A 26,857-nucleotide genomic window follows, 5' to 3' on the forward strand; every position below is an offset into this window, starting at 1 on the left:
CGGCGCTTGAGTAAGCCTCCGCAAGAGGTTGCCAACGGTAGTTGGATCATCACTTCTGGTCCATAGCGCAGTTGCGTGATCGTGTCGTATCGTCGCGTCATCGCCAGACCTTGGTGGAGGTCCTGGTCTTCGAATCCTTTGTGTGCAACGAACTTCGGAGCTCGGATGACCAATCACGGTACTGTCGTGGTGCCCGGAACCACCCAGGGCGCGCAGTGGGTCGACGACGTCCTGCTCGCCGGCCCGGCCACCGATGTCTGCTTTCGTCTTCCGGAACCTGTTGATCGCGCGAAACTGCGCCGATTGGTCCGGGATCGTCAATCGGAACTCCGCAACGCGGGTTTTCGTGCCGGTGGTGCCGCGGCTTTACGATTACCGCCCTCATTGGCTTTCGTGACGCATTTGCTGGCGGTCTGGCGCAGTGGCGGGCAGGCGATCCTGCTGGATCACCGGCTGACCGACTACGAGGTCCGGCGGGCGATCGAGCGGCTGGTTCCGCAGGTCGTGGTGTCGCCGGAGCGGCCGGTGCAGTCGGGGCTGCGGACGTTCGTCGAGGTGCACACCGATGTGGCCAGCTACTCGGGTCATCCGGCCGGGACCGCACACGCCGTCGTACAGCTGAGCTCCGGGTCGACGGGGCCGTCGAAGGTGATCGGCCGGACGGCGGAGGATCTCGTCGAGGAGGTACTGCGGTACACGCGGATCGACGGGGTGCCGGTGCGGGGTGAGCGGTTGATTCTGCTGCCGTCGATGGTGCATGTGCTCGGACTGGTCGGAGGTCTGCTCTACAGCCTGCATGCCGGGGTCGAGTTGGTGCCGCCGGCGCGGTTGACGGGTGACGCGATCGTGCAGGCGATCGCTGCGGGGACGTCGCCGGCGACGGTTCTCGGGGTGCCCTTCCATATCGGGCTGCTCGCGTCGGTCCAGGAGCCGCCGAAGTTGCCGCAGTTCCAGCGGATGACGACGGGTGGCGAGTTGGTGCCGGCCGCGGTCGCACAGTCGTTCGAGGACAACTACGGCGTACCGCTCGGGAACATGTACGGGATGACCGAGGTCGGGGTCATCGGCACCGACCTGTACGGCGACCATCGCCCGGCGATCCGGCCGGCTCCAGGGATCGAGGTCCGTGCCGTCGACGGCGAACTCCAGGTCCGGCGGGCTGAATCGCCGTACCTCGGGCTGTCCGATCCGGCGCGATGGTCCGACGGCTGGCTCCGTACCCGCGACGCCGGTGTGGTCGATCCCGAAACCGGTCTTGTCAGCATCAAGGGCCGCCTCGACTCGCAGGTCTCGGTCGGCGGCCTGAAGGTCGACCTGACGGAGGTCGAGTACACCCTGGGCACCCTCCGCGGTGTCGAGGCAGCCGTTGTCGTGTTCGACGGCGCGATCACCGCCTACCTCCAACTCAACCGGCCCCGCGACGCAGCCCACCTGGAAGCCGAACTCGCCCAACTCCTCGCTTCCTACAAACGCCCCCGCACCCTCCGCATCCTCGATCAACTCCCCCGAACCACCACCGGAAAACTAGTCCGAGACGTCACCGTCCTCCGCAAGGCCACCCCGTGATGCGCGGTCAGCACGATCTCCGTGAGACCGGCACCGGCAGCAAGCGCGACCACCGCCCCCTCCCACGGCACGTACGTCACCACCAGCCCCGGCTCCGACTCGACCGCGCCACCACCGAGTGGCATGCGGCGGCGGAGGCCGGAGTTTCTGAGGCCTTGGCCGAGGGCTTTGCCTACTGCTTCTTTGGCGGTCCAGAGATGGAGGAAGGCGATCAGGTGGTCGGGCTGCTCGGACATCCACTGGAGTTCGGCGGGGTCGAACCACCGGTGCGCGAGGGCGGTGACCTCGCGGGGGTGGACGTCCTCGACGTCCACGCCGAGCGGACCCGACAAGGACGCGGCAACCACCACCAGATTGCGGCTGTGGCTGAGGCTCACGGCCAGCCCGTCGACGTACGGCTGCCCGTTGTCCGCGTGACGAAGCGACGGCGACCTGACGAGGGTGCTCGCGAGGTCGAGCAGCAACGCGTGGGCCGTGGCGCGCGACTCGGCGCCGGCCGGAGCCACCCAGACATGTACCGAATCACCCACCGAAAGAAGGTAACAAGATGAAGGACGAGGTTCGCGCTTTCGTCATCGCGCAACTGCAGGACATGAACTACGACACCGAGGGCGTCGACGACGAGACCACGCTCGGCCCGGCCGGCGTGGACCTGGAGTCGCTGGCGCTGGCGGATCTGTCGGTGCGGGTCGAGGATCGGTTCGGGGTCAGGTTCTCCGACGACGAGTCCGAGCAGCTCGCGCTGATGACGGTCGGCGAGTTCACCACCGAGGTGGCCGGCCGGGTAGCTCAGCAGGTCTGATGAACTCGAACCCACCACCGCCCGGGCGGGACGAGATCATCAGCTGGCTCGCCGGCCTCGGCGAGCGGCCACCCGGCACGGACCGGATCGACTCGATGGAGCTGGCCTGGCTGGTCCATCAGGTCGAGCAGCGGTACGGCGTACAGCTCGACGACGACCAGCTCGAGCGGATGACCACCGTCGACGACGCAGTCACCGTGATCGCCGAGGTGCTGACCAGCCATGTCTGAAGCGCGACCGGTCTCCGTCACCGGCCTCTCGATCCTGACCGCGCTCGGCCGCGGTCCGGAGGCGCAGCTCACCGGCGCCCCGGCGTTCACCGAGGTACGGCGCTTCGACACCAGCAACCGCCGGGTCCGGTACGCCGCGATGGCCGCCGAAACCGGCACGCTGGAAGAAGAACTGGACCTGGCGATCGCAACCGCCTGCGCGCAAGCCGGTGTCGACCGCAGTACGACGCCACTTCTGCTCGCACTCCACTCCGCGCCGGCCTGCGACTTCGGGCAACGTCGCATCTACACCAGCGCCTGCGTCTCAGCCAGTACGGCGCTCGCCGCCGCCGGAACCCTCATCAGCACCGGCCGCGCCGATCGCATCGTCGTAGCAGCCGCGTATCTGGTCGAACCACACCAGTTCGCCCTCTTCGACGCCGGGCGGGCGTTGGCCGACGACAACACAGTCCGCCCGTTCAGCCTCAACCGCCGCGGCCTGCTCCTGGGCGACGGCGTAGCCGCAGTAGTCCTCCAAGCCGGCGATGGCCTGGCCGAACTCCTCGGCTGGTCCCGAACCGGCGACGCCTACCACCCATGCCAACCATCCCCGGACGGCCGGGGCCTGGCCACTGCGATCCGATCAGCCTTGGTGAAGGCCGGCGTACCACCAGACGCGATCAGCTACCTCAACGCCAACGCCACCGGCACCCCCTTCGCCGACGCGGCCGAAGCCGCTGCCATCAACACAGTGTTCAGCAGTAGCCCACCAGTGAGTTCGACGAAGGGGCTGCATGGGCATGCGTTGGAGGCTTCGGGGTTGGTGGAGTTCGTGGTGACTGTGCAGGCCTTGCGGGAGGGGAAGTTGCCCGTGAACGCGGGGTTCCTCGAGCCGGATCCCGCGTGTTCGGTGGATCTGATTCTGGCTGCGCCTCGGCCGGCCACGTCGGCGTACGGGATGACGGTGAACTCGGCGTTCGGGGGCGCCAATACCGCGTTGGTGGTGCGGGCGGGATGAGCGAGTTGCTGGAAGTTCATGACCTTGTCGTGCGCGGTGAGGGCTACTGGCCGGAGCCGGGTGATGACGTCGCGGCAGGACCGCCGGTGGTGCCGGGGTTCGTGTTCTCGGTGTTCAACCCGTTGGCCGCGGTGGTGGCTGAGCGATGCATGAGCCGGCTGACGGAGCCACGCGAAGCCCGGACGGGGATCGTGCTGGTGAGTGACGGGGACAGCGTGAGCGCGGAGCACGTACGCCAAGCTGTTGCTGAGGGCAAGCGCATCGGTCCGCTGTTCTTCTTCCAGTCGGTGCCGAACAGCATCGCCGGCTGGATCGCGGCGAAGTGGGACCTGCGCGGCCCGGTCGTGTGTGTGACCGACGGTGGCGAGGACGAGGCCGCGGTGCTGATCGGCGACGGGGACGCCGACCAGGTGCTGATCGTGGAGGTGGGTGCCGACCAGGCGTCCGCCCGGATCGTGAGTGGGGGAGACCCGATATGAAGAGCCTGAGAGCCCGGCTCGCCGCGGACCCGGCGATCGGAACCGGCAACGTCCTGGCGAGGGTCATCGCCCACGGCGCCGAACTGAGCGGCCCCGGCCTGACGTTCGACACACCCGTCGACCACCACCCGGCCGAGCACCCACTGACCCTCGGCGAGCTGGACGAGCGGGTCCAGGCCCGTACGGCGTGGCTGCACGAGCACGGCATCGGACGCCGGGACGTGGTCGCGATCTGGGCGACCGAGGCGCAGGACGTCGTGCTGAGCTTCCTCGCGCTGACCCGGGTCGGCGCGATCCCCGCGCTGATGAACGGCAAGATGAGCCCACCCATCGCCGAGGAGTTCGTCCGCCGCCTCCGCGCCACCGGCGTACTCGCGGACGCGGCACATCGCGAGTTGTTACACGAGGCACCGATTCTCGCCGAGCCGCGCGACCTGGGGACGGCGGACCCGGCCATGGCGCCGGAGCACTACCGGCACCACGCCGACGACCCTGTCGTGATCACCCACACCAGCGGCACGACCGGCGTACCGAAGGCGGTGATGCACACCCACACCACGCTGTACGCCGCTCTGAAGCACCTGCTCACGATGCCGCAGGCGCAAGGCACCGACAGGATCCTGAACGCCCTCCCGATCCCGCACACCGCCACGGTCCTGATGGTGAACCAGGTCCTCGGGAACCGGGCCGAGATGCTGCTGGTGTCCAGCCAGGATGCCCCGAACGTCCTCCACCACATCGAACGCTGGAAACCGCACTCCGTCTATGGATTCGCCGTCACCTGGGCCGGCCTGGCCCGCGAGGACCTGAATCGCCACGACCTCGACTCGGTCCGGATGTGGTTCAACACCGGCGACTGTGCGCACGAACCGCACATCCGCAAACTGGTTGCCGTCGGCACCCGGCAGACCGTCACCCGCGCCGGTCGCGTGACCGTCAAGGGCTCGCACTTCATCGACGGTCTCGGGTCCAGCGAGATGGGCCACAACGGCTTCCACATCACGCACACGAGCGACAGCGACCACTACGGCCGGTGCATCGGCAAGCCGTACGAGTTCGCCGAGGCGGCCGTGCTCACGCAGACCGGCGAGGAACTGCCACCAGGCAAGCCCGGCCTGCTCGGCTTCAGGTCGCCGAGCGTCTCACCCGGCTACTGGAACGACTCGGTCAACACGTACCGCTTCCGCCTGAACGGCTGGTTCCTCACCGGCGACCTGGCCTACCGCGACGACACCGGCCACTACTTCCACCTCGACCGCATCCCCGACGCGGTCGCCGGCTTCGACGGCCCGCAACTGTTCACCTCGCTGTCCGAGGAACGCATCCTCGCGGCCCTTCCCGAAGTCCTCGACTGCACGGTGATCATCACGCGGGGCGACGGCGAGTACGTCGCCGACATCCTCCTCGAACTCACGCCGGACGCGGCCGAAGAAGACCGCTTGGACGCGGTGAAGGCCGCGGTCGGTGAGGAAGTCGCGACGATCATCCGCACGGTGACCGTGGTCGGCGCGGAGGAGGTCCCGGTCACGGTGACAGGCAAAGTCCGCAAGGTCGCACTCCGCGAAGCACGCCTGACCGGGGCAGAGGCATGACCGCGCCGGGCAGCGGCGTCACGATCACCGGGATGGGTCTGATCACGCCCGTCGGCCGAGGCGTGGACACGGTGTACGACGCCTTGCTGCACGGGCGATCGGGCATCGTCAAACCACCGGCGGACCACCCGATCGCGAACTCCGTCGAGCTCGCCGGCATCCTCCCGCCGATCGACACGGGCAAGATCACCTCCGGCCCTGACGGCAAGGTGATGGATCGGACGGTTGTCCTTGCACAGCTGGCGGCCGAGGACGCACTGAACGACGCCGGCCTGGTCGTCGGCGACAACGTCGATCCCGACCGCATCGGCGTCATCATCGGCGGTGTCGGCGGTATGGCGACGCTCGAGCAACAGGTCCTGGCCCGGGCCGAACGAGGTCGTGCCGCCGTCAGCCCCTACCTTCTGACCGGCATCCTCCCCAACATGCCGGCTGCTCGGATCGCGATCCGGTTCGGTCTCCGCGGCTACACCTCAGCAGTCGGTACGGCGTGCGCTTCGGGTGCTCAGGCGATCGCGGACGCGGTGCGGCTGATCCGATCCGGCGAAGCGGACGTGGTGCTGTGCGGCGCAAGCGAAGCCCCACTGTTCCCGACCTTCGCCGAAACCTTCGCCAACGCACGAGCGCTGGCGCGGGGCTGGGACGATCCGGCCGAGGCGAGCCGCCCCTTCGACCTACGCCGCAACGGGTTCGTGCTGTCCGAAGGCGCCGGTCTGCTCGTCCTCGAAAGCACAGCGCATGCGGCAGCCCGAGGGGCCGGCGGCTACGCCGATGTGGCCAGCTACGGCGTGAACTCCGACGCACACCACCCGACCGCTCCCCGGCCCGACGGGATCGGCGCCGCCGAGTGCATGCGGCGAGCCCTGGCGAGCGGCGGAGTAGAACCGCGCCGAGTCGGATACGTGAACGCACACGGGACCAGCACGAAGCTCGGCGACGTGGCCGAGTCGGTCGCGATCGGGCTCGCGTTCGGCGACCGCGCCCCGGCAGTCAGCTCTACCAAAGCGCTGACCGGACACATGCTCGGCACCTCCGGAGTGGTCGAGGCTGCGGCAGCGGCCCTCGCGATCACCACCGGCCTGGTGCCGCCGACGTACCACCTGGACGATCCGGATCCGGCCTGCCCGCTGGACCACGTCCGCAAGGAACCCCGCGACCTGCGGCCGGAGTACACACTGTCGAACTCGTTCGGGTTCGGCGGCCAGAACGTGAGCCTGCTCCTCGGCATCGCCAGCACGCCGGAGCGGCGACAGATGAACAGTGAGGTGAGGGTGTGATGGAGATCTACGGGATCGACCACGTGGAGATGTACGTGGGCGACGCTCGGCAGGCCGCGTTCTACCTGGGGCACGCCTTCGGCCTGCAGATTCACGGCCAGGGCGGTCCGGAGACCGGTCTGCCGGATCAGCGGTCGCTGCTGCTGCGCGAGGACGCCGTACAGATCGTGCTGACCTCGGGGCTGGCCGCGGACCACCCGGCGGCGGAGTACGTGCAGCGCCACGGTGACGGGGTCGCCGTGGTCGGGTTGGAAGTGGACAACGCGTCGGTCGCCTACACAGAGCTGCTGGCGCGGGGTGCCGAGCCATTGAGCGAGCCGGTGACGTACACCGACGGCCGGGAGACCACCGTCGTGATCGCCGAGGTGGCCGGATTCGGCGATGTGATCCATCGGTTGGTCGAGCGGCACGGCCCACGGCGGGAGTTCGCACCGGGCGCGTTCCAGATCACCGAGCCCGCGAGTGGCCCGGACGAGAAGCTGTTCAGCGAGATCGACCACTTGGCGATCTGTGTGCCGTCCGGTGAGCTCGAGCCGACGGCGACGTTCTACGAGGAGGTGTTCGGGTTCCCGCGGATCTTCGAGGAGTACATCGAGGTGGCCGGCCAGGGGATGGACTCGAAGGTCGTCCAGAGTCCGTCGAAGCACGTCACGTTCACGCTGATCGAGCCCGACGCGAACCGCCGACCCGGCCAGATCAACGACTTCCTCAGCTGGCATGCCGGCGCCGGAGTGCAGCACATCGCCTTGCGCACCAGCAACATCGTCGAGGCGGTCAGCACGCTGGCGGGCCGCGGCGTCAACTTCCTCGGTACGCCGTCGACGTACTACCAGGCCCTGCCGGAGCGCGTCGGCGAGGTGGAGACACCGATCGAGGAACTCGAGGAACTGGGGATCCTGGTCGACCGGGACCACTGGGGTCAGCTGCTGCAGATCTTCACCGAGTCGATGCACGTCCGCCGCACGCTGTTCCTGGAGATCATCGAGCGGCGCGGCGCGATGACGTTCGGCAGCGGCAACATCAAGGCCCTCTACGAAGCCAAGGAACGCGAGCTGGCGGGAGCTGACGCATGAGCCTGGAGTTCAAGCTGTCCGAAGAAGAGCTGGACCTGCTCCCGACCGACGAAGACGTTGCCTTCTACAACCAGCACGGCTGGTACCTGTCCAAGAAGCTGCTCACGGACGATGAGACCGAGGAACTGGTCAACGCCAGCGAGCGGTACTACGCCGGCGAACGCGACCGGACCCTGCCGACGGCCCCGCCGAAGCTGGCGTACTGGGATCCGTCGAAGGGTGACGTCCAGCGGCACAACGACTACGTGCACTACGAGCACGACGGCCTGGCGAAGATCCTGCGCAAGCCGCTGATCGGCGCGGTCGCGGCCCGGCTGGCACAGGCCGACGCGATCCGGATCTTCCAGTCCACGCTGATCTACAAGCCGCCGATCGAGGGCGAGCCGTCGAACATCGTGCCCTGGCACTTCGACAAGCACTACTGGTCGTCCTCGGCGTCGGACCGGATGCTGACCGCGTTCATCCCGTTCCACGACTGCCCGCCGGAGATGGGCACGATCACGATGGTCGACGGCAGCCACCGCTGGCGGGAGATCGGCTCGGACGACACCGTCGTACGCCACTTCGCCGAGCGGGATCGGTCCCAGCTGGACCAGATGCTGGCCGAGAACGCCGCGTACAACAGCGCGGAAGTGGTGAAGGTCCCGATCACGATCCCTCGCGGTCACATGAACTTCCACCACTGCCGGACCTACCACGGCAGCGGCGCGAACGTCAGCGACCGCCCGCGCCGCGCGGTCTCTCTGCACCTGCAGGACGGCGCCAATCACTACCGCGAGTTTCCCCTTTCCGACGGCACCCTGGCGGCGTACAACCACGACGTCCTGGTACGCCGAACCGCCGACGGCCACCCCGACTACGCCGACCCCGACTACTGCCCGACCCTGTGGGCCGACCGCTGAGAGGAACCGCCATGTCCCGTTACGACTGGGGTCAGACCCATCCCGGCATCGAACGGCTCGAGAAGGCCGTCACCGAGGCTCGCGACAAGGTCGTGCAGCATCCGCTCTACGCCAACCTGGATACGCACGAGGCTCTGGTCACCTTCATGGAGCACCACGTGTTCGCCGTGTGGGACTTCATGTCCTTGCTGAAGTCGTTGCAGCGTGAGCTCACCTGCGTCACCGTGCCGTGGATCCCGACCGCGCACACCAGTAGTCGCCGGCTGATCAACGACATCGTGATGGTCGAGGAGAGCGACGAACTCGGCGACGGGTTCATCAGCCACTTCGAGCTGTACGTGAACGGCATGGAGGAGGCCGGAGCCGACACCACGGCGATCTCGGCCCTGATCGGCCTCCTGCGTCAGGGCGGCTCGGTGGTCGAGTCGCTGCGGGAGGCCGGCGTACCGCAGGCGTCGGTCGACTTCGCCGGCACCACCTGGGACATCATCGAGAACGCACCGGTCCACTGCCAGGCGGCAGCGTTCGCGTTCGGCCGGGAGGACCTGATCCCGGACATGTTCACCCAGGTGGTCGCGGTGAACGAGCGCTCCAACAAGCTCAACATGTTCGTCGACTACCTCGAGCGGCACATCGAGGTCGACGGTGAGCAGCACACGCCGATGGCGATGCAGATGGTCAGCGACCTGTGCGGCGACGACGAGGCGAAGTGGGAGGCGTGTGCCGACACCATCAACACCGCGCTGGCCGCGCGTGCTCGCCTGTGGGACGCCATCCTGGCCGCGGTGAAGGGCTGACCGATGAGCGATCTCTACCGGACTGTGCGCCTGATCCGCCGCTTCGAGGAGCGGGCGATCGAGTTCGTCCGGTCCGGGGAGATCGTCGGTGGCATTCACCCGTACATCGGCCAGGAGGCGATCGCGGCCGGGGTCTGCGCGGCGTTGACGGACAGCGACGTCATCACCAGCACGCACCGAGGCCACGGGCATGTGCTGGCCCGAGGCGTCGACCCGGCCCGGCTGCTCGCTGAACTGATGGGGCGGGAGACCGGGTTGAACAAGGGCCGCGGCGGTTCGATGCACGCGGCCGACTTCAGTCTCGGCATCCTTGGCGCCAACGCGATCGTCGGCGCGGCCGGCTCGATCGCGACCGGTGCCGCCTGGGCGCGTCGCCGCCTCGGCCGGGACACCGTCGCCGCGACGTTCTTCGGCGACGGAGCGATGAACGAGGGCATGTTGCTGGAGGCGTTCAACCTGGCTGCCCTGTGGCAGGTGCCGGTGATCTTCGTCTGTGAGAACAACGGATACGCGACCACGATGCCGGTGGCGTCCGCGGTCGCCGGCAGCATCACCGCGCGTGCCGAAGCCTTCGGGATCCCGGCCGTCACGGTCGACGGCCAGGATCCGGAAAAGGTGCTGGAGGCAACCAGAGTCGCGGTCGAGCGGGCCCGGTCCGGTCAGGGCCCGACGTTCCTCGAATGCACCACGTACCGATTCGACGCGCACCACACGTTCGAGCACCGAGCCCGGCTCACCTACCGCTCGACCGAGGAGATCTCCGCTGGGCGGTCGCGGGACCCAGTAGAGATTCAGGGCGCACGACTTGCGGCCGAGGACCGGGCCGCAGTCGATGCCGAGGTCGAGGCTTTGCTCGATGCGGCCGCCGTGATCGCTCTGGGGAGCGCCCACCCAGATCCGGCGGCCGCTCTCGAGTACCTGTACGCCGCGCCGGAGGTGCCGCGCTGATGCCCAAACTGTCCTATCTGAAGGCACTCAACCGCGCGCTCGGCGACGAACTGGAGCGTGATCCGTCGGTCTTCCTGCTCGGCGAGGACATCCGGGCCGCCGCGTCCAACGTGACGGCCGGACTGTTCGCGCGCTTCGGTCCCGATCGGGTGCTGGACACTCCACTGTCCGAGCAGGCGTTCACCAACTTCGCCACCGGTGCCGCACTGGCCGGGATGCGACCGGTGATCGAGTTCCAGATCCCGTCGTTGCTGTTCCTGGTCTTCGAGCAGATCGCCAACCAGGCCCACAAGCTCTCGCTGATGACCGGCGGTCAATGCAAGGTCCCGGTCACGTACGTCGTCCCGGGCTCGGGCTCGCGGACCGGGTGGGCCGGCCAGCACTCCGACCATCCGTACACCCTGTTCGCACACGTCGGTGTGAAGACCGTGGTCCCGGCCACGCCGGCCGATGCGTACGGTCTGCTGGTCTCGGCGATCCGGGACGACGACCCGGTCGTCTTCTTCGCACCGTCCGGTGCCCTCGGCGTCCGCGACGACCTCGACTTCAGCACCCTCGCACCCGTACCGCTAGGCGTCGGACGGATCGCCCGCAGCGGCACCGACCTCACAGTCGTTGCCCTCGGCCACCTCGTGCAGGACGCGCTGACGGTTGCCGACGAGCTCGCCGGCCTCGGGATCTCCGTCGAGGTGTTCGATCCGCGTACGGTCTATCCCCTTGATGTGGAGGGCCTGGCCGCATCGGTCGCCAAGACCCGCCGGCTCGTGGTGATCGACGACTCGAATCGGACCAGCGGGTTCGCCGCCGAGATCCTCGCGATCGCCGCCGAACGCTTCGACCTCGCCGCACCACCTCGCCGCCTGACCCGGCCGGATGGCGCCGTGCTCCCCTTCGCTCTCGCGCTGGACCGGGCCGTGCAACCCGGCCGGGACCAGTTGGTCACCGCGATCCACGCCGTACTGGAGGAACAATGACGGACAGGTGGCACGAGTTGCCCGCGGCTGTGCGTACGGCGCTGGTCGCACGCGGACTCGACGCGTGGCAGCAGGTGTACGACGGCGTGGCGACGCACAACAAGGAATGGCGGCCGCTGCGGTCGCCGATCATGTCCGCGGTCGCGTATCGCCGGTTCACCGACATCTCGGCGACCGTCGCCCGGCTGATCCTGTCCGCGTGCCTGCAGCGTGCCTCGACCGCGGGGGAGTTGCGGCAGGCGCTCGGCATGCCGGCCGGTTACATCGACTTGCTCGACGAGGATCTCCCGCTGACCGAGGACCTGCTCGGCGGTGTCCGGGCGGACATCCTGCTCGCGGACGGAACGCCGTACGTGGTCGAGGCCAACATCGACAGCGCACTCGGTGGTGCCCACGACTCCGATGGGGTCGCCCAGCGATTCCTGGCGGCGTACGACGGGGATCCGGTGCTGGACCGGATCGGGCTGGCAGCGCCGCCGTCCGCGGTCGATGCGCGGTACGAGGCGGTCCGGTCGGCGCTCGAGCTGACCGGGACGGACCGGCTCGCGATGATCTTCACCACCGGCGGCACGTATCCGGGCTCCCAGGACGGGCTGGCGATGATCAAGCTCCTCGAGCCGTTCAGCGAGCGCGGTCGCGAAATCGGGCTGGACATGCGAGTGTTCCCGGTCGAGTGGCTGACGTTGGACGACGCCGGTCGGCTGCTCGTCGACGACGGGCCGATCGAGGCGGTACTGCGGATGTTCGTCCCGCAGGGCACGACGCCGAGCGCCGGCCTCGACGCCCTAGGCACCGCCATACGGACCAAGACGGTCCGGGTCTTCACCCCGACAGCGAGCTGGCTGCTGGCGAGCAAGTCCATTTTCGCCTGGCTCTGGACGGACCTGGACTCGATGTCCCCCGACGATGCCGAGGTCGTACGTCGGCATGTCCCGCGGACGGAGGTGTTGTCGCGGGACCTGCGCGACCGGGCGATCGCGGACCAGGACGAACTTGTTCTGAAACCGTCCGGTTCCTACGGCGGTGTCGGTGTCGTCGTCGGGCCGGAGGTGCCCGCGCATACCTGGCAGGGGGCCTTGGACGCCGCGCTGGTCGAGGGTGGATACATCCTGCAGCGGTACGTTCCGGTCGATCGGCTCACCATGCAGTTCGTCGAGATCGCCACCGGTGAGGTCCACGAGGACGCCGTACCGTTCTGCATCGCGCCCTACCTGTTCGGTGGTAGTCCGGCCGGCGCCTACGTCCGGTTCGCCGTGCCCGGGGCCGGGCCGGTGGTCAACGTCGCGCAGGGAGCGCTCACGAGCGGGCTGCTACTGACGCCTTGACTGCCGGGATGATCGCGAGCGCGACGACGGCGGCGGTCAGACCGAAGGCGACGGAGTAGCCGGTGCCCGCGACCACGGCGCCGAAGACGATGGCGCCGACGCCCCAGCCGCCGTCGTACGCGAGGTTCCACAGGGCGCTGACCTGGCCGTAGCGGGACTTCGGCACGCGGTCGTACATCATCGTCAGCGTGAGGTTCTGAGCTGCGCCGAAGCCGAGGCCGAAGAGGGTCGAACCGACGACGATCGCGGTTGTGCTGCCGATCAGGACGAGGGCGCCGGCACCCGAGGCTGCCAGGATCAGCGCCGGTGCCAGCAACTTGGCCGGGCCGACGCGATCGGCGTACCGACCAGCCAGCCAGCGTGCGGCGGGAGCGGTGATCGCCTGCATCAGCAGGGCGGTCGCGACGAGGGAGTGCTTGTCCTCGGCAACGGCCAGCGGCAGGAAGGTCACGCTGATGCCCGCGGCAACGGTGACGGCGGCGAAGACGAACGTCGGCATCATCAGGCCGCTACCGCGTAGTCCGCCCAGCACCTTGACGTGCTGCTCTTCCTCGCTGGTCGCCTTGGGCACCCCGGCCAGCATGCCGAGGACCAGGAGGGAGCTGGCCGCGGCGAGCACGAACAGAGCGCGGAAGCCGACCAGGTTGGTGAGGTAGACACCCAGAGGCAGTCCGATCACTGCCGGCACTCCGACGGCCAGCCCGTAGATACCGAATGCTTCACCGCGCCGCCCGTCGGGAGTCACGTCGGCGACCAATGCGACCGCACCGACGACCATGATCGCCAGGCCGGCTCCGCGCACGACGCAGATCGTGAGGACGACGGGCAGCGATGCGGTGACCAGCAGGAGCAGTGAGGGCGCACCCAGCAGGATCAGCCCGAGACCCAGGACGACCTGGTAGCCCCAGCGGGCCAGCATCCGCGGGACGAGCAGCTCGGTCCCGACCGCGGCGAGCATCATCGCGCCGGTCGACAGTCCGGCGCCGATCCCGCCGGACCCGTTCGCGGCGAGGTACAGCGGGACCACCGAGGTGAGCAGGTACATGCTCAGCCCGGACCCGAACACCATCACCAGCAACCGTCCGAACTGGCCGGTCACCAGTCGGGGCGCAGTGGTCACCTGGACTGTGGGGAACTCGCATGCCGTGGTCATACCTTCACGCTAGGGCCGGATCGGTATCCCCTACAGATCCAGTTTCAGCCCGCACGAGAGGACCAGTTACGGAAGTTGATCGGTGATCAACGCCGCCAACCGGTTCAGAGCCGCCTCGATCTGCATCGGGGTGACCGCACTGCAGGACAGCCGCAGCGCGTGGATCGGGGTGTCGCCGTCGTAGAAATGACTCATCGGGGTCCACAGCACGCCGTACTCGTGGGCGGACTTCTCCAGCAGTACGTCGTCGACCGGGAACGGCACCGTGACCACGACGAAGAACCCGCCGGACGGCACGGTCCAGCTGATCTCGCCGGCCGGGAACCGCGCCGCCAGGCCGTCGGTGATCGCGCGCAGGTTGGCGGCGTACAGCTCCCGCTCGCGCCGGTTCGCCGCGACCAGGCTGAAGTCGTTCGCGATCAGCTTGCCGCCGATCATCGCTTGGGCGACCGGGGAGGTGTTCACGGTGACCATGCTCTTGAGCTTCGACAGTTCGTCGGCCAGCAGCCCGGTGGTCCCGTCCGGCGCTTCGACCGTCTGGTCGGCGACGACGTACCCGACCCGGGCGCCCGGCAGCCCGGTCTTGGCGTACGAGCCGAGATAGACGACGCGACGTTCGGTGTCGAGCGCCTTCAGCGTCGGCAGCCGGTCGACGCCTTCGGCCGGAAACAGGCCGTACGGGTTGTCCTCGATCAGCAGCAGGTCCTGCTCGGCGGCGACTGCGAGCAGGTGAAGCCGGGCGTCCAGGTCCAGGCTGAGGCCGGACGGATTGGCGAAGTCCGGCATCACGTAGCACGCCCGCGGTCGCAGGCCGTCTGCTCGGGCCGCCTTCACCACGGCGGCGAGATCGTCGTCCGCGGTGACAGGCAGCACGGGTAAGTCGACGAGGCGAGCAGCACCGGTGATTCCGACGTACGTCGGGGAGACGGCCAGCAGTACGTCGGACGGGTCGGCGCGGAGTGCGCGGAGGGTGAGGACCATCGCCTCCTGGCAGCCGACCGTGACGACGACCGCCTCGGGGTCGACGGGGATGTCCTCGTCGACGGCGAGGTTGCGGGCGACCAGGTCGTGGACGATGCCCTTGGTCCGGCCGTACTGGAAGATGATCCGCCGCACCGACGGCTCGTCGTACCCCTGCGAGCGCAGGTGATCGGCGAACAGGTCCAGGTAGCGGTGCAGGTCCTCGAGCGCGAAGAACTCCTCGGTCGGACGGCCGGCGGCCAGCGAGATCGCCTCCGGGTAGTGGTGCGAGACCTCGTTGAGGAAGTTCATCGAGTTCAGCGCCCGGTCGGTCAGTGAACTGTGCAACTCGGTCAACCTGAGATCTGCCACGGCGTTCTCCCCGTCGTCAACTCCGTCACCGCGGTCAGATCAGCGCATCCGGCCAGCAGCATCGCATCCCGCAGTTCATGTCTCAACAGGCCCAGTGCCTCATCCACAGCTTCCACAGCCAGTGCCCACAGCAACGGTCTCCCGACGAGTACGGCGGACGCGCCCGACGCCAACGCCTTGACCACATCGGTGCCACTGCGGACGCCGCTGTCCAGCAGTACGGTGCAGTCGTCGCCGACCGCATCGACAATCGGGCCGAGGGCATCGATCGACGCCGGCGCACCGTCGAACTGGCGGCCACCGTGATTCGAAACGACCAGCCCGTCCGCGCCGGCCGCGACAGCTCGGGAGGCGTCGCGGGGATCGAGAATCCCCTTGACCAGCAGGGGAAGCGGGCATCGCGCCCGTAGCCACGCCAGGTCTCGCCAACTCAACGTCGGATCGAAAGCCGAGGCAGTGTGCGTCGCCACGGCCGACAGACCGGGCACCTCGGAGTGCGCCTCTGTCGCCATGTCGACAAGATTCGCCGCGACCACGCTGGGTGGGAGTGTGAACGAGTTCCGTACGTCGCGGAGGCGACGGCCCATGACTGGTACGTCGACTGTGACCATGAGCGCTTGGCAGCCGGCCGTGGCGGCGCGTTCGACCAGGGACTCGACCAGCCCGCGATCGCGCAGCCAGTACAGCTGGAACCAGGACGGTGCGATCGCCGCGATCTTCTCCAGCGGGTAGCTGCTCAGGGTGCTGATGACGTAGGGGATCCCGGCTTCCGCGGCGGCCTGCGCGAGGAGGAGCTCGCCGTCCTGGTGGACGAGGCGCTGGTACGCCATCGGGGCCACGGCGACCGGCATGGCGAGCTCGGTGCCGAGGAGGGTGGTGGAGGTGTCGGGCTCGTCGACGCCTGCGAGGACGCGCGGCGTCAGGGTCAGCGCATCCAGGGCGGCGCGGTTGCGCCGGAGGGTGGTTTCGGCGCCGCTGCCTCCGGCGACGAAGTCGTGGACCGAGCGGGGCAGAGCGGTCGCCGCGAGCCGCTCGTAGTCGGCCAGCGACTCAGCCATCGTGTCGCCGGGCGTCACGCATCGCGGAAGATCCCGCCGAGCCAGGTCGCCGCTTCGGCCATCGCGTTCTTGCCGCCGTCGAGGATGCCGGACATCGCGAAGAAGCCGTGCACCATCCCGTCGTACCGGCTGAGCGTGGTCGGTACGCCGGCGGCGTGCAGCTTCTCGGCGTAGTACTCACCCTCGTCGCGCAGTGGGTCGTACTCCGCAGTGATCACCAGCGCGGGCGGGAGATCGGCGTGCGACTCGGCCAGCAGCGGTGAGGCGAGCGGGTCGACACCGTCGGCCGAGTCGGTCAGGTAGTGGTCCCAGTACCAGCCCACTGACGTCTTGTTGAACAGGTACGGGTCGTTGCCGTTCCGCATCGAGATCGTGTCCGAGCCGTAGAGCGTGTTCGGGTACACGAGCAACTGCCCGGCCAATGCCGGACCGTTGTCACGGGCAAGCAAGGTGGTCGCGATCGCTAGGTTGCCGCCGGCACTGTCCCCGCCGATCGCGATCCGCTCCGGATCGACCCGCAGCTTGTCGGCGTTCGCGGCGATCCACTGGGTGGCGTCGCGGCAGTCGTGCACCGCGGCCGGGAACGGGTGCTCCGGTGCCAGTCGGTAGCCGACCGTGATGACCTGACAGGGAACGGCGTTGGCGAGCCTGCGGCAGATGCCGTCGGCGGTCTCGATGCTGCCGAGCGTCCAGCCGCCGCCGAAGAAGTAGACCAGCGTCGGCAGCGGACCCGTCAGGTCAGGCCGATAGACCCGTAGCGGCAGCCCGGCGTCGGTGCTGAGGTCCTCGACATGGTGGACCGATTCGGCCTCACCGCCCGCGGCCTGGATCGAGGCAAGGTCGGCGGCGCGCGCCTCGGCCAGGGTCTGGGTGTAGAGCTGCGGCACGTTGGCGGCCTCGCGCTCGGCACGCATTGCCTCGACCTGCGGGTCCAACGGCATCCGGATCACCCCATTCGGATCGGCATGGATTGATGCCCACGCAGCAGCAGGCTGCGGCTGCGCACCGGCTCCCCGGCGAGTTGCAGACCGGGGAACCGCTGGAACAGCTGGGCGAACGCCGCGCGTCCTTCCATCCGGGCGAGTGCGGCGCCGACACAGTAGAACGGTCCGGCGCCGAAGGATAGATGTTGGAGGTCGTCGCGCCGCGGATCGAAGGTGTCCGCGTCGGGGTGCTTGGCCGGATCGCGGTTCGCCGCGCCGGGCAGGATGAGGACCAGACTGCCCTCGGTGATCGTCTCGCCGGCCAGTTCGATGTCGGTCGACGCCTTCCGGCTGATCAGCTGGACCGAGCTCTGGTGCCTGAGGATCTCCTCGACGTAATCCGATGCCAGCCCGGGATCGTCACGCAGCGCCTCGACGAGCCGTGGCTTGTTCAGCAACAGCTCGAGCCCGTTGGTGAGCAGGTTCATCGTGGTGACGAAACTCGCGTTCACCAGCACCAGCAGGTTGTCGATGAGCTCCTGCTCGTCGATCCCCGACCTACCGGAATCCAGTGCGTGCACAAGGGATCCGACCAGATCGTCACGCGGCCGGATCCGGCGTTCGGCGATCATCCGGGCGTAGTAGTCGTTCAGCTCGCCGGCGGCCTGGTTCGCGGCCGCCAGCTTCTCCGGTGCCTTGCCGCCGAGGTCGAGGTACTCGTCGATCCGCTGCGTCCGGTCCCGGAACCAGCCGAGGTCGGAGCGCGGGATGCCGAGGAACGTCCCGATCACCGTGATCGGCAGCCGGTAGGCGAAGTCGACGAAGTCCACCACCTTCCGGTCCGCGCCGGCCTTGCCCAGGTCGTCGAGCAACTCCTCGGCCAGGGCGTCCACCACCGGTTCGAACCCGGTCAGCCGGCGCGGGGTCAGCACGGCCTGGAACACCTTGCGCATGCGCAGGTGGTCCGGCTCGTTGCGGAACATCATCGACCCACCGAGCCGGCGCAGTACCAGCTCCTTCGGGTTCGGATCCGCCGACAGCAGCCGGTGGAACCTGATGTCCTTCAGTGCCTCCTGGGCGGCGTCGTACCCGTTCACCACCACGGCGTACGGCGAACTGCCGGGGGCGAGCCGGCAGACCGGGCCGATCCGATGCAGCTCCGCGAAGAGCGGCATCGGATCGCGGCGACCGTCCTCGGATCCCAGTGCGGCAAGGATCTCGTTGGCGGTGCGCACGAGTCAGCGCACCAGGTTCAGCGGCACCGAGGCGGCCATCGCCTGGTAGCCGGCCTCGTTCGGGTGGATGTGGTCGCCGGAATCGAGCGCCGGGTTGAGCTGGCTCGGGTGGGCCGGGTCGCGCACGACCTTGTCGAAGTCGAGGACGCCGTCGAACTCGTGGCTCGACCGCAGGTAGCTGTTCACCGCCTGCCGAGTGGCCTCCTTGGCCGGGGTCCAGCTGTCTGTGCCGCTGAGTCCCTCGAACGGCGTGATCGTGCTGACCAGGCTGCGCAGCCCACGCTCCTTCACCTGCGCGTTCACCTGTCGCAGCGCGCCGATGATCTCGGCCGCGGAGTCGTCCGACATCCAGATGTCGTTGACGCCCAGTTCGGTGATCACGGTCCGTACGCCGGTCTGGGCGAACACGTCCTCGTTCAGCCGGGCCAGTGAGTTGACCCCGACCTCGTTGAACCCGGGGAACGCGCCGTTGTCGGACGGCTCGCTGCCCTCGTGGTTGAGCCGGCTGCCGGCCAGTCCGGCGTTCAGCACGCTCGGGAACGGCTCGTGCCCGGCGCTCGCGGCGAGCCGCTCGGCCAGTTGGTCCGGCCAGCGGTTGTTGGCGTTCGGCGTGCTGTTGGTGCCGTCGGTGATCGAGTCGCCGAGTACGACGATCGAGCCGTCCGAGTCGTCGGTCTGCACGTCCACGCCGGACAGGAAGAACCAGCAGCAGCGCCGGGTCAGGGTGTACGCCGCGCCGCCAGACTCGGTGACGAGGTTGGACGGGCCAACGAAGTTGTCCTGGATCGACGAGCCGTGGAACGTCGTCGGGCCGGTGTTCTCCGGGAAGTACAGGCTGACCACGAGGTCGTCGAGAGTACCCAGCCGCAGGTTGACCGGGTCGCTCAGCAGTTCGCTGCCCTTCACCATCGACGCGCTGCCCGAACCGCCGAACGTCAACGTCCGCAGGGTGTTCGGGTCGATGTCGGACAACTCGGGCGTCGCTTTGTTGGGCTTGGCAACGGTCGCGGCACCGACGGTCACGGTCTTCTCGCCGTAGATGTTCGACAGCCGGATCCGGATCCGGTCGCCACCGACGGTCGGGCGTACCACCAGCCGGACACTCTGGTCGGTCAGCCCGAGGTTGGTCGAACCGGTGGCGTTGCCGTGGGTGACCGCGGTCGCCCAGGTGCCGACCCACTCGCTGTCGCGGTCGCCCCCGTAGCTCGCGCCGGCCAGAGTCGAACCTGCGAGAGTGAGAGCGGCGGTCACCGCAACTGTGCGCCAACTGCTGGAAATGTGCATGGACGGACCTCCCGGCGGAATGGATGCGGACGGAACGTAATACGCCGCGAGGAATCCGGTCAATGCACCGGAATTGCATTTTCAGAAATTCATGGGCAGCGGTTAGCGGCGATCTCGCACCCCGGTTTCGCAGGGGTATTCCTTCACCTGGCGGATGGAGTAAGCGACCGACTCCGGAGAGCGACGGATCCGCCGCGGTTGAGCGGTTTCCAGGCTCTTTGCAGCCGTCCGAGGCTCCGGTAGAGTCGCCGCCACGGCTGGGGGTGGCCGGAGTCGAGGGAAAGCAGACGAAATGCCGCCTGAATTCGCCGTGCCCGAAAACAGCAGCAATTATGTGCTGCGGGTATTCACGCTGTTCCACCGATTCGCCGACCGGCTCGCGCTGGTCCGCGGTGCCCGGAAGGCGACGTACGGCGAATTGATCGCCGACGTACTGCGGATCGCGGCGGGGCTGCGCGACGCCGGGATCCGGCCGGGCGGCAAGGTGCTGGTGATGGCGGCGAACTGCTTCGATGCCCCGGCCCTGCAACTGGCTCTGCACCTGCACGGGTGCCGCGTGCTCTGGAGCGCGCCGATCACGTCCCGGCGCGAGATCGACCGGTTCGCGACGCTCGCCGATGCGGACGCGTTCGTTTACGACCCTGATGGCACGGGGGATCTGGGTTGTGAGCTTGCGGCGTCGCTGGCACCGATGCCGGTGTTCCGCGTCGCCGAGTTGTCCGGAGACGGAGCGTCGTACGTGATCGATGCCTCCGTGCCTGCGCCGGACTCGGTGCTGCAGACGAGTGGTACGACGGGCGATCCCAAGCTGGTGCACCACACGCAGGCGTTCTACAAGCAGATCCTCTCGCTGGCAGACGCGTTCGTCGATGGCGGCGTCCCGTTGCTGCGGCACTACTCGGGATCGCCGCTGTGGCTGGCGAGTGGGCAGATCACCAGCTTCTTCAACCTGTTCACCGGTGGCGTGCTGTTCCTCACCGACAGCTGGTCACCGGAGGAGTTCTACCGGACCGTGTCGACCGAGCGGATCACGTCGACGTACGTGACGCCGCCGATGCTGTACGAGGTGCTCGATCATCCCGGTGGTGAGGAGTTCGACTGCAGCAGCCTGTTCATGCTGAACGTCGGCGCCGGGCCGGCTACGCCCGCGCGGCTGCGGCAGGGGATCGCGCGGTTCGGGCCTGTGCTGCGGATCGTTTACGGGTTGAGTGAGGCCGTGGTCGTGACCGCGCAGCCTGGGCTCACCGAGGATCCGTTGCATCCCGAGAGACTGGCTTCGGCGGGTACGGCGTACGGCGATGTCGAGCTGGAGATCCGGGATGACGACGGCAAGGTGTTGTCGCCGGGACAGACCGGAGAGGTGTGGGTGCGGAGCAACCTCACGTTCGCCGGGTATCTCGGCAAGCCCGAGCTGACCGCGGAGACCCTGGTCGACGGCTGGCTGCGGACGCGCGATCTCGGGTACGTCGACGAGGACGGTTATCTGTTCCTGGTCGATCGCGTGCACGACATGATCGTCACCACCCGCCGCAACTGGGCCATCTTCTGCCGCCCGATCGAGGATGTCCTCGGTAGCCACCCCGCCGTCCGGACCGCCGCCGTCATCGGCGTACCCGATCCTGTTGTCGGCGAGGCCGTGCACGCGTTCGTCGTCGCCCGTACGCCGGTCTCCGCGGAGGAACTGCAGGACCTCGTCACCACCACCCTCAACGAGATGTGGACGCCCGCCACGATCGACTTCGTCGACGAACTTCCCCTGACCCGCATCGCGAAGGTCGACAAGGTTGCCCTCCGCAAACTCCACGCAGAACTGCACCCGGTGGGAATGACGGTGCGATGACGCCGCGTCGTGGGCTGGCGGTGTTGTTCACCGCGGATGTGCTGTCCGCCGTGGGCAGCCGGATCTCGATGGTGGCGATCCCGTGGCTGGTCTTGGTGACCACGGGCAGTGCCGCCCGGATGGGCGTGGTCGCGGCGGTCGAGATGATCCCGTACATCGTGGCCAGCATCATGGCCGGTCCGGTGATCGACAACCTCGGAGCACGGCGTACGTCGGTCCTCGCGAACCTCGCGAGTGCGGTCGCGGTGGCGGCGATCGCTGCCACCACCGGGCTCGGGTTCGCGGCCTTGCTCGTCCTCGTCGCGATCGCGGGCGGCCTGCGCGGCGCCGCGGATCGCGCCAAGGACCTGCTCGTGCGGCCGATGGCCGAGGCTGCCGAGGTCGAACTGATCCGGATCACCTCACTCCACGAGGCCTTCGCGCGGGGCGCGACGTTGCTCGCCGCACCACTCGCCGGCCTGTTGATCTACTGGACCGACGCTGCATCGGTGCTGTGGATCGATGCGGTGACGTTCCTCGTCTGCGGCCTGCTGGTCGCCGGATTCGTCAACCCGCCGGCGGTGCCGGCGTCCGCCGTACGGGAGAAGTACTTCCGCTCACTCCGCGTGGGATTCGCGTTCGTGCGCGGGGACGCGTTGCTCGCGACGATGTTGATCACCACCTTCACGTTGAACGTCTTCAGCAGCGCGAGTACGGCGGTGTTCATCCCGTTGTGGGTGAAGGACCAACTCGGCACGGCTGCCGGTCTCGGTCTGACGCTGGGCGCGTTCTCGGCCGGCGCCCTGCTCGGCAGCATCGGATTCGCCGTCCTCGCGACCAGGTTGCCGCGCTACCTCACCTTCGCCGTCGGCGCGGTCGTCGGCGGCAGCCCGCGGCTGCTGGTGCTGGGACTGAGCGACGACCTGCTGCTGGTGATGGCGGTGACGTTCCTGTCAGGGATCGGGATGGCCGCCATCAACCCGGTCTTCGGCGCCGCGCTCTACGAACACGTCCCGAAGGATTTGCAGGCGCGAGTGATCGGAGTGGTCGCGGCCACGTCGTTCGCCGGGCTCCCGCTCGGCGCCCTGCTCGCCGGTGAGCTGGTCAGCTGGTTCGGTTTGATCCCATCGCTGGTCCTGTCCGGGATCGTGTGCCTGCTCGTCAGTGTCTTCCCGCTCGTACGCCGAGGGCCGGGCCGCGTCCTCGATGCACCGACCACCGCGGTGGAGGCGAGATGAACGAGGAGACCGATCCCTATTGTCTAGCGCCCGGCGAGAGCGCTGAGCTGCTCGCCGGTCACCCGTGGCGGCGCTTCGTCGTACTCGGCGACAGTGTCGCCGAAGGGCTGTGCGAACCGGTCGAGGGCTACAGCGAACTCCAGTGGGCCGACCGAATCGCCGACGAGCTGAAGCAGAGCCGCCCTGAACTGGAGTATCTCAACCTTGGCGCCAGCGGTCTGCGCACTCGCGAGATTCTCAGCACCCAGTTGGAGCGGGCGCTGGTGTTCGGTCCGGATCTCGCGCTGGTCGTTGGCGGCGGCAACGATGCCTTCCCGGCGACGTACGACCCGGAGCGAGTCGACCGCGAGCTGACTTTGATGATCACGGCACTGCAGGACGCGGGCGCTGACGTGATGACGCTCGGCATGTTCGACGTCTCCTACAGCCCCGCGGTTGCCGAGTGGTTGCGGCCGGGGCTGAGGCAACGGATGCGGACTCTCTCCGACCGGACCGCAGTACTCGCGGAGAAGCTTGCCACGATTCACGTCCACCTGACGGACCACCCGTTGTCGACCGATCCGAGCCTCTACAGCTCAGACGGCCGCCACGGCAACGCCCGCAGCGACGCCATCGCCACCGCCGAGACCATCCGCATCCTCAGCCGACACCTGTCCCGCGGCTACTAGAGCTTGCGGAGGCGGACCCAGCGGACGGCGTGGTCCGCGCCCTTGCGGAGGACGAGGGTGGCGCGGGAGCGGGTCGGCAGGATGTTCTCGCGCAAATTGGGACCGTTGATGCCGTCCCAGAGCGACTCGGCCTTCTTGATCGCTTCCTCGCGGCTCAGCTCGCCGTACCGGACGAAGTAGGACTCCGGGTTGCGGAAGGCCGTCTCCCACAGCTTGAGGAAGCGGTGCACGTACCAGCTGCGGATGTCGTCTGCCGCGCCGTCGACGTACACGGAGAAGTCGAAGAAGTCGCTGACCGCCAGGCCGCTCTTGCCGTCCGCGCGCCGGGGGGCCGGTTGCAGGACGTTCAGGCCCTCGAGCAGCAGGATGTCGGGCTGCTCGACGGTGGTCCGGACGCCGGGCATCCGGTCGTAGTGCAGGTGGGAGTAGACCGGCGCCTCGACCGTGTCCATCCCGGACTTCACCTCGACGACGAAGCGCAGTAGTGACTTGCGGTCGTACGACTCCGGGAAGCCCTTGCGCATCATCAGATTCCGGCGCTCGAGCTCGGCGTTCGGCCAGAGGAAGCCGTCGGTGGTGACGAGCGCGACTCGCGGGTGCTCCGGCCAGCGGGCCAGCAGTTCGCGTAGCAACCGGGCGGTGGTCGACTTGCCGACGGCAACCGAGCCGCCGATGCCGATCACGAACGGCGTCCGCGTCTCGGCCGGCTTGCCGAGAAAGCTCTCGGTGTCCGCGTGCAGCGCACGGGCGTGCCGGACGTACAGCGACAAGATCCTGGACAGCGGGAGGTAGACCTCGCGCACTTCGTCCATGTCGATCTCGTCGCCGAGACCGCGCAGCCGCTCGATCTCCTCGACGGTGAGCGGGGACACGGTGGTCTCGGCCAGTTGCGCCCAGGCGGCCCGGTCCAGCTCGGTATAGGGAGTCACCTCCCGCGACGGCTGCAGCATGAGCCCCATTCTTCCCATCCACGCACGGTGCACCCACACCGGGCCGGAGTGGGCTTCGTCTCAACCAGGCATTCGGCGGAGCGCCGGGAAACCGTTTACTCGGCTCTTGACGGTCCGTGGCCGAGTCCGTACGGTGTGTTCGCAGTCCAGCACCGGAAGTGATATCGAAACTTTCGGGATGAGTGAGGGGTCGCTCGGGAGCGTGGTCGAGGCATGACAGTTGACCCCTGCTGGCTCGGCACCCAGCGGCTGCCCGAGGTCACCATCCATGCGTCCGGCGCGCTGGCGCAGACGATCCGCGCCGAGCTCCGGCAGACCCGGCGGATCCGCAACGATGTGGAAGTTGCCCTGTGCACCCTTGGCCGGGTGCGCGAGACGCCTTTGTGGCAAGAGGTCGAGGCCACGCTCCACGACGAGGGGTTAGGAGCCGAGGGCTTCGTAGTGGCGCGACGCGGCAACAATCTCGTCGTCGCCGCCGAAGCCGGGCGCGGCCTGCTGTACGGCTACTTCTACGTGCTGCGGTACTTCGAGTGGATGACCAGCGAGTTCGTCGTGGTCGAACGGCCGGCCATCGCGATCCGGATGCTGGACCACTGGGACAACCTGGTGCCGCATCCGCGGATGGGTGCGGTCGAGCGCGGGTACTCCGGTGGATCGATCTTCTTCCGCGACGGCCGGGTCGTGGCGGATCTCACCCGGGTCCGCGGGTACGCCCGGTTGCTGGCCTCGATCGGCATCAACGCGGTGGCGATCAACAACGTCAACGTGCACGCGGCCGAGACCCGGCTGATCACCGACCACCTGCCGGACGTGTCCCGGCTGGCCGCGGTGTTCCGTGAGTACGGGATCGCGGTGTACCTCTCGGTGAACTTCGCGGCGCCGATGGAGCTCAGCGACCTCGACACCGCCGACCCACTCGACCCGCGAGTGATCCGGTGGTGGTCGGCCGCGGTCAGCCGGGTGTACGACGCCGTACCGGATCTGGGCGGTTTCGTGGTCAAGGCGGACTCGGAGAACCGGCCGGGACCGCACGTCTACGAGCGGACCCACGCCGATGGTGCGAACCTGCTCGCCCAGGCCCTGGCGCCGTACGGGGGGACCGTCTTCTGGCGGTGTTTCGTGTACGACTCCCACCAGGACTGGCGTGATCGCAGTACCGACCGGGCGCGGGCGGCGTACGACCATTTCATCCCGCTGGACGGGCGGTTCCAGGACAACGTCGTACTGCAGGTGAAGCACGGGCCGCTGGACTTCCAGGCGCGCGAGCCGGTGTCGCCGTTGCTGGGCGAGTTGCAGGCGACGCGGTTCGCGCTCGAGTTGCAGGTGACGCAGGAGTACACCGGGCAGCAGAAGGACCTGTGCTACCTCGGCCCGTGGTGGCGGGAGATCCTGCAGTTCGACACGACCGGTGCCGGTGGAGCGACTGTTGCCGACCGCACCAAGGCGATCGTTGCCGTGTCCAACGTTGGTGACGATGCGAACTGGACCGGGCATAAACTTGCCCAGAGCAATCTGTATGCGTACGGCCGGCTCGCCTGGGATCCGTCGGCGGATCCGGTCAGCCTGTTGCACGAGTGGGTGGCGGCGACGTTCGCGATGGACGACCGGACCCGGTCGGAGCTGGTGTCGATCATGGCCGACTCGTGGCCGACGTACGAGCGCTACACCGCGCCGCTCGGTGTCGGCTTCATGGTGTCGCCGGGGTCGCATTACGGGCCGAGCGTCAACGGGTACGAGTACTCCGCGTGGGGGACGTACCACTTCGCGGACCGCAACGGTGTCGGCGTCGACCGGACGGTCGCCACGGGGTCAGGGTTCACCGGGCAGTATCCGGAACCGTTGGCCGGTCGCTACGAGAGCGTCTACACCTGCCCGGACGAGTTGCTGCTGTTCTTCCACCACGTTCCCTACGACCACGTGCTGCAGAACGGGCGGACGGTCCTCCAGCAGATCTACGACACCCACTTCCAGGGGTACGACGAGGTCGAGACGATGCTGACCCGCTGGAAGGCGATCGCCGACCGGTTCGAGCCCGTCACGCGGGAGAACATCAGCGCTCGCCTCGAGGGGCAGCTTGCCAACGCGCGCGAGTGGCGCGACCAGGTGAACACGTACTTCTTCCGCCTCAGCGGGATCCCCGACTCCGAGGGCCGCACGATCTACCGCTAGATCTACCGCTGGATCTACCGCTAGATCTACCGCTGGATCTACCGCTGGATCTACCGCCGGATCTGC

The 26,857-nt window shown here is 68.2% G+C and carries 25 protein-coding genes; 17 read left to right on the forward strand and 8 right to left on the reverse strand.

What is annotated here, in order from left to right; all coding sequences use genetic code 11:
* The first annotated feature begins 165 nt into the window (after window positions 1-165).
* Window positions 166-1,566, forward strand: coding sequence for a class I adenylate-forming enzyme family protein (locus tag OG817_RS43410; protein ID WP_406050881.1), 1,401 nt, complete (start codon window positions 166-168; stop codon window positions 1,564-1,566).
* Here OG817_RS43410 and OG817_RS43415 read toward each other — a convergent pair.
* Entirely contained in the window at window positions 1,497-2,096 is a 600-nt protein-coding gene (locus OG817_RS43415; RefSeq protein WP_406050883.1) for a 4'-phosphopantetheinyl transferase family protein, read from the reverse strand. The two genes, OG817_RS43410 and OG817_RS43415, sit on opposite strands and share 70 nt — an antisense overlap.
* Window positions 2,097-2,113: 17 nt before the next feature.
* Between OG817_RS43415 and OG817_RS43420 the strand changes: the two genes are divergently transcribed.
* The 12 genes from OG817_RS43420 to OG817_RS43475 are packed head-to-tail and all read left to right on the forward strand — an operon-like array spanning window position 2,114 to window position 12,962.
* A complete protein-coding gene (locus OG817_RS43420; protein WP_131512895.1) occupies window positions 2,114-2,368 on the forward strand; it encodes an acyl carrier protein in 255 nt (84 codons plus the stop codon).
* Window positions 2,368-2,598: an acyl carrier protein gene (locus OG817_RS43425; RefSeq protein ID WP_396392284.1), complete on the forward strand. Its 231-nt coding sequence runs from the start codon at window positions 2,368-2,370 to the stop codon at window positions 2,596-2,598. Before OG817_RS43420 ends, OG817_RS43425 begins: the two co-directional genes overlap by 1 nt.
* Entirely contained in the window at window positions 2,591-3,595 is a 1,005-nt protein-coding gene (locus tag OG817_RS43430; protein ID WP_406050886.1) for a beta-ketoacyl synthase N-terminal-like domain-containing protein, read from the forward strand. The genes OG817_RS43425 and OG817_RS43430 overlap by 8 nt, the downstream gene beginning before the upstream one ends.
* The gene (locus tag OG817_RS43435) at window positions 3,592-4,074 is read left to right on the forward strand and encodes a hypothetical protein (protein WP_406050888.1); all 483 of its coding nucleotides are present in this window, start codon (window positions 3,592-3,594) and stop codon (window positions 4,072-4,074) included. Before OG817_RS43430 ends, OG817_RS43435 begins: the two co-directional genes overlap by 4 nt.
* Window positions 4,071-5,666, forward strand: coding sequence for a class I adenylate-forming enzyme family protein (locus OG817_RS43440; RefSeq protein WP_406050890.1), 1,596 nt, complete (start codon window positions 4,071-4,073; stop codon window positions 5,664-5,666). Before OG817_RS43435 ends, OG817_RS43440 begins: the two co-directional genes overlap by 4 nt.
* A complete protein-coding gene (locus OG817_RS43445; protein WP_406050892.1) occupies window positions 5,663-6,943 on the forward strand; it encodes a beta-ketoacyl-[acyl-carrier-protein] synthase family protein in 1,281 nt (426 codons plus the stop codon). The genes OG817_RS43440 and OG817_RS43445 overlap by 4 nt, the downstream gene beginning before the upstream one ends.
* Window positions 6,943-8,016 (forward strand): 4-hydroxyphenylpyruvate dioxygenase, encoded by a 1,074-nt coding sequence (gene hppD / locus OG817_RS43450; RefSeq protein ID WP_406050894.1) that lies wholly within the window; start codon window positions 6,943-6,945, stop codon window positions 8,014-8,016. Before OG817_RS43445 ends, hppD begins: the two co-directional genes overlap by 1 nt.
* Window positions 8,013-8,918 carry a phytanoyl-CoA dioxygenase family protein gene (locus OG817_RS43455; protein ID WP_406050896.1) on the forward strand — a complete coding sequence of 302 codons (906 nt, stop codon included), beginning with the start codon at window positions 8,013-8,015 and terminating at the stop codon, window positions 8,916-8,918. Before hppD ends, OG817_RS43455 begins: the two co-directional genes overlap by 4 nt.
* An 11-nt stretch (window positions 8,919-8,929) precedes the next feature.
* Window positions 8,930-9,715 carry a DUF3050 domain-containing protein gene (locus OG817_RS43460; RefSeq protein WP_406050898.1) on the forward strand — a complete coding sequence of 262 codons (786 nt, stop codon included), beginning with the start codon at window positions 8,930-8,932 and terminating at the stop codon, window positions 9,713-9,715.
* Window positions 9,716-9,718: 3 nt separating this feature from the next.
* The gene (locus OG817_RS43465) at window positions 9,719-10,663 is read left to right on the forward strand and encodes a thiamine pyrophosphate-dependent dehydrogenase E1 component subunit alpha (protein WP_406050900.1); all 945 of its coding nucleotides are present in this window, start codon (window positions 9,719-9,721) and stop codon (window positions 10,661-10,663) included.
* Window positions 10,663-11,637: an alpha-ketoacid dehydrogenase subunit beta gene (locus tag OG817_RS43470; protein WP_406050902.1), complete on the forward strand. Its 975-nt coding sequence runs from the start codon at window positions 10,663-10,665 to the stop codon at window positions 11,635-11,637. The genes OG817_RS43465 and OG817_RS43470 overlap by 1 nt, the downstream gene beginning before the upstream one ends.
* Complete coding sequence (locus tag OG817_RS43475) at window positions 11,634-12,962, forward strand: hypothetical protein (RefSeq protein WP_406050904.1); 1,329 nt, start codon at window positions 11,634-11,636, stop codon at window positions 12,960-12,962. The genes OG817_RS43470 and OG817_RS43475 overlap by 4 nt, the downstream gene beginning before the upstream one ends.
* Here the strand turns inward: OG817_RS43475 and OG817_RS43480 are convergent.
* The 6 genes from OG817_RS43480 to OG817_RS43505 form a co-directional block, all read right to left on the reverse strand.
* Window positions 12,934-14,115: an MFS transporter gene (locus OG817_RS43480; protein ID WP_406050906.1), complete on the reverse strand. Its 1,182-nt coding sequence runs from the start codon at window positions 14,113-14,115 to the stop codon at window positions 12,934-12,936. The two genes, OG817_RS43475 and OG817_RS43480, sit on opposite strands and share 29 nt — an antisense overlap.
* 66 nt (window positions 14,116-14,181) lie before the next feature.
* Window positions 14,182-15,447: a PLP-dependent aminotransferase family protein gene (locus tag OG817_RS43485; protein ID WP_406050908.1), complete on the reverse strand. Its 1,266-nt coding sequence runs from the start codon at window positions 15,445-15,447 to the stop codon at window positions 14,182-14,184.
* Window positions 15,429-16,505, reverse strand: a complete 1,077-nt coding sequence (locus tag OG817_RS43490; protein ID WP_406050910.1) for an alpha-hydroxy acid oxidase — start codon at window positions 16,503-16,505, stop codon at window positions 15,429-15,431. The genes OG817_RS43485 and OG817_RS43490 overlap by 19 nt, the downstream gene beginning before the upstream one ends.
* A gap of 14 nt (window positions 16,506-16,519) precedes the next feature.
* On the reverse strand, window positions 16,520-17,446 hold the full coding sequence (locus OG817_RS43495) for an alpha/beta hydrolase (RefSeq protein WP_406050912.1): 927 nt from the start codon (window positions 17,444-17,446) through the stop codon (window positions 16,520-16,522).
* Between the two features lie 5 nt (window positions 17,447-17,451).
* Window positions 17,452-18,663 carry a cytochrome P450 gene (locus tag OG817_RS43500; protein ID WP_406050914.1) on the reverse strand — a complete coding sequence of 404 codons (1,212 nt, stop codon included), beginning with the start codon at window positions 18,661-18,663 and terminating at the stop codon, window positions 17,452-17,454.
* A 3-nt stretch (window positions 18,664-18,666) separates the two neighbouring features.
* On the reverse strand, window positions 18,667-19,947 hold the full coding sequence (locus tag OG817_RS43505; RefSeq protein ID WP_406050916.1) for an SGNH/GDSL hydrolase family protein: 1,281 nt from the start codon (window positions 19,945-19,947) through the stop codon (window positions 18,667-18,669).
* Window positions 19,948-20,239: 292 nt separating this feature from the next.
* Between OG817_RS43505 and OG817_RS43510 the strand changes: the two genes are divergently transcribed.
* The 3 genes from OG817_RS43510 to OG817_RS43520 are packed head-to-tail and all read left to right on the forward strand — an operon-like array spanning window position 20,240 to window position 23,672.
* Entirely contained in the window at window positions 20,240-21,787 is a 1,548-nt protein-coding gene (locus OG817_RS43510; protein WP_406050918.1) for a class I adenylate-forming enzyme family protein, read from the forward strand.
* Window positions 21,784-23,004: an MFS transporter gene (locus OG817_RS43515; RefSeq protein WP_406050920.1), complete on the forward strand. Its 1,221-nt coding sequence runs from the start codon at window positions 21,784-21,786 to the stop codon at window positions 23,002-23,004. Before OG817_RS43510 ends, OG817_RS43515 begins: the two co-directional genes overlap by 4 nt.
* Window positions 23,001-23,672, forward strand: coding sequence for an SGNH/GDSL hydrolase family protein (locus tag OG817_RS43520; RefSeq protein ID WP_406050922.1), 672 nt, complete (start codon window positions 23,001-23,003; stop codon window positions 23,670-23,672). The genes OG817_RS43515 and OG817_RS43520 overlap by 4 nt, the downstream gene beginning before the upstream one ends.
* On the opposite strand, the gene coaA is transcribed toward OG817_RS43520, so the two are convergent.
* Window positions 23,669-24,622, reverse strand: coding sequence for a type I pantothenate kinase (gene coaA, locus OG817_RS43525; RefSeq protein WP_406050924.1), 954 nt, complete (start codon window positions 24,620-24,622; stop codon window positions 23,669-23,671). The genes OG817_RS43520 and coaA overlap by 4 nt on opposite strands.
* 213 nt (window positions 24,623-24,835) lie before the next feature.
* On the opposite strand from coaA, the gene OG817_RS43530 reads away from it, so the two are divergent.
* Window positions 24,836-26,791, forward strand: a complete 1,956-nt coding sequence (locus OG817_RS43530; RefSeq protein ID WP_406050926.1) for an alpha-glucuronidase — start codon at window positions 24,836-24,838, stop codon at window positions 26,789-26,791.
* Window positions 26,792-26,857 lie beyond the last annotated feature (66 nt).

The organism is Kribbella sp. NBC_00889 (assembly GCF_045207705.1).
GTDB lineage: Bacteria > Actinomycetota > Actinomycetes > Propionibacteriales > Kribbellaceae > Kribbella.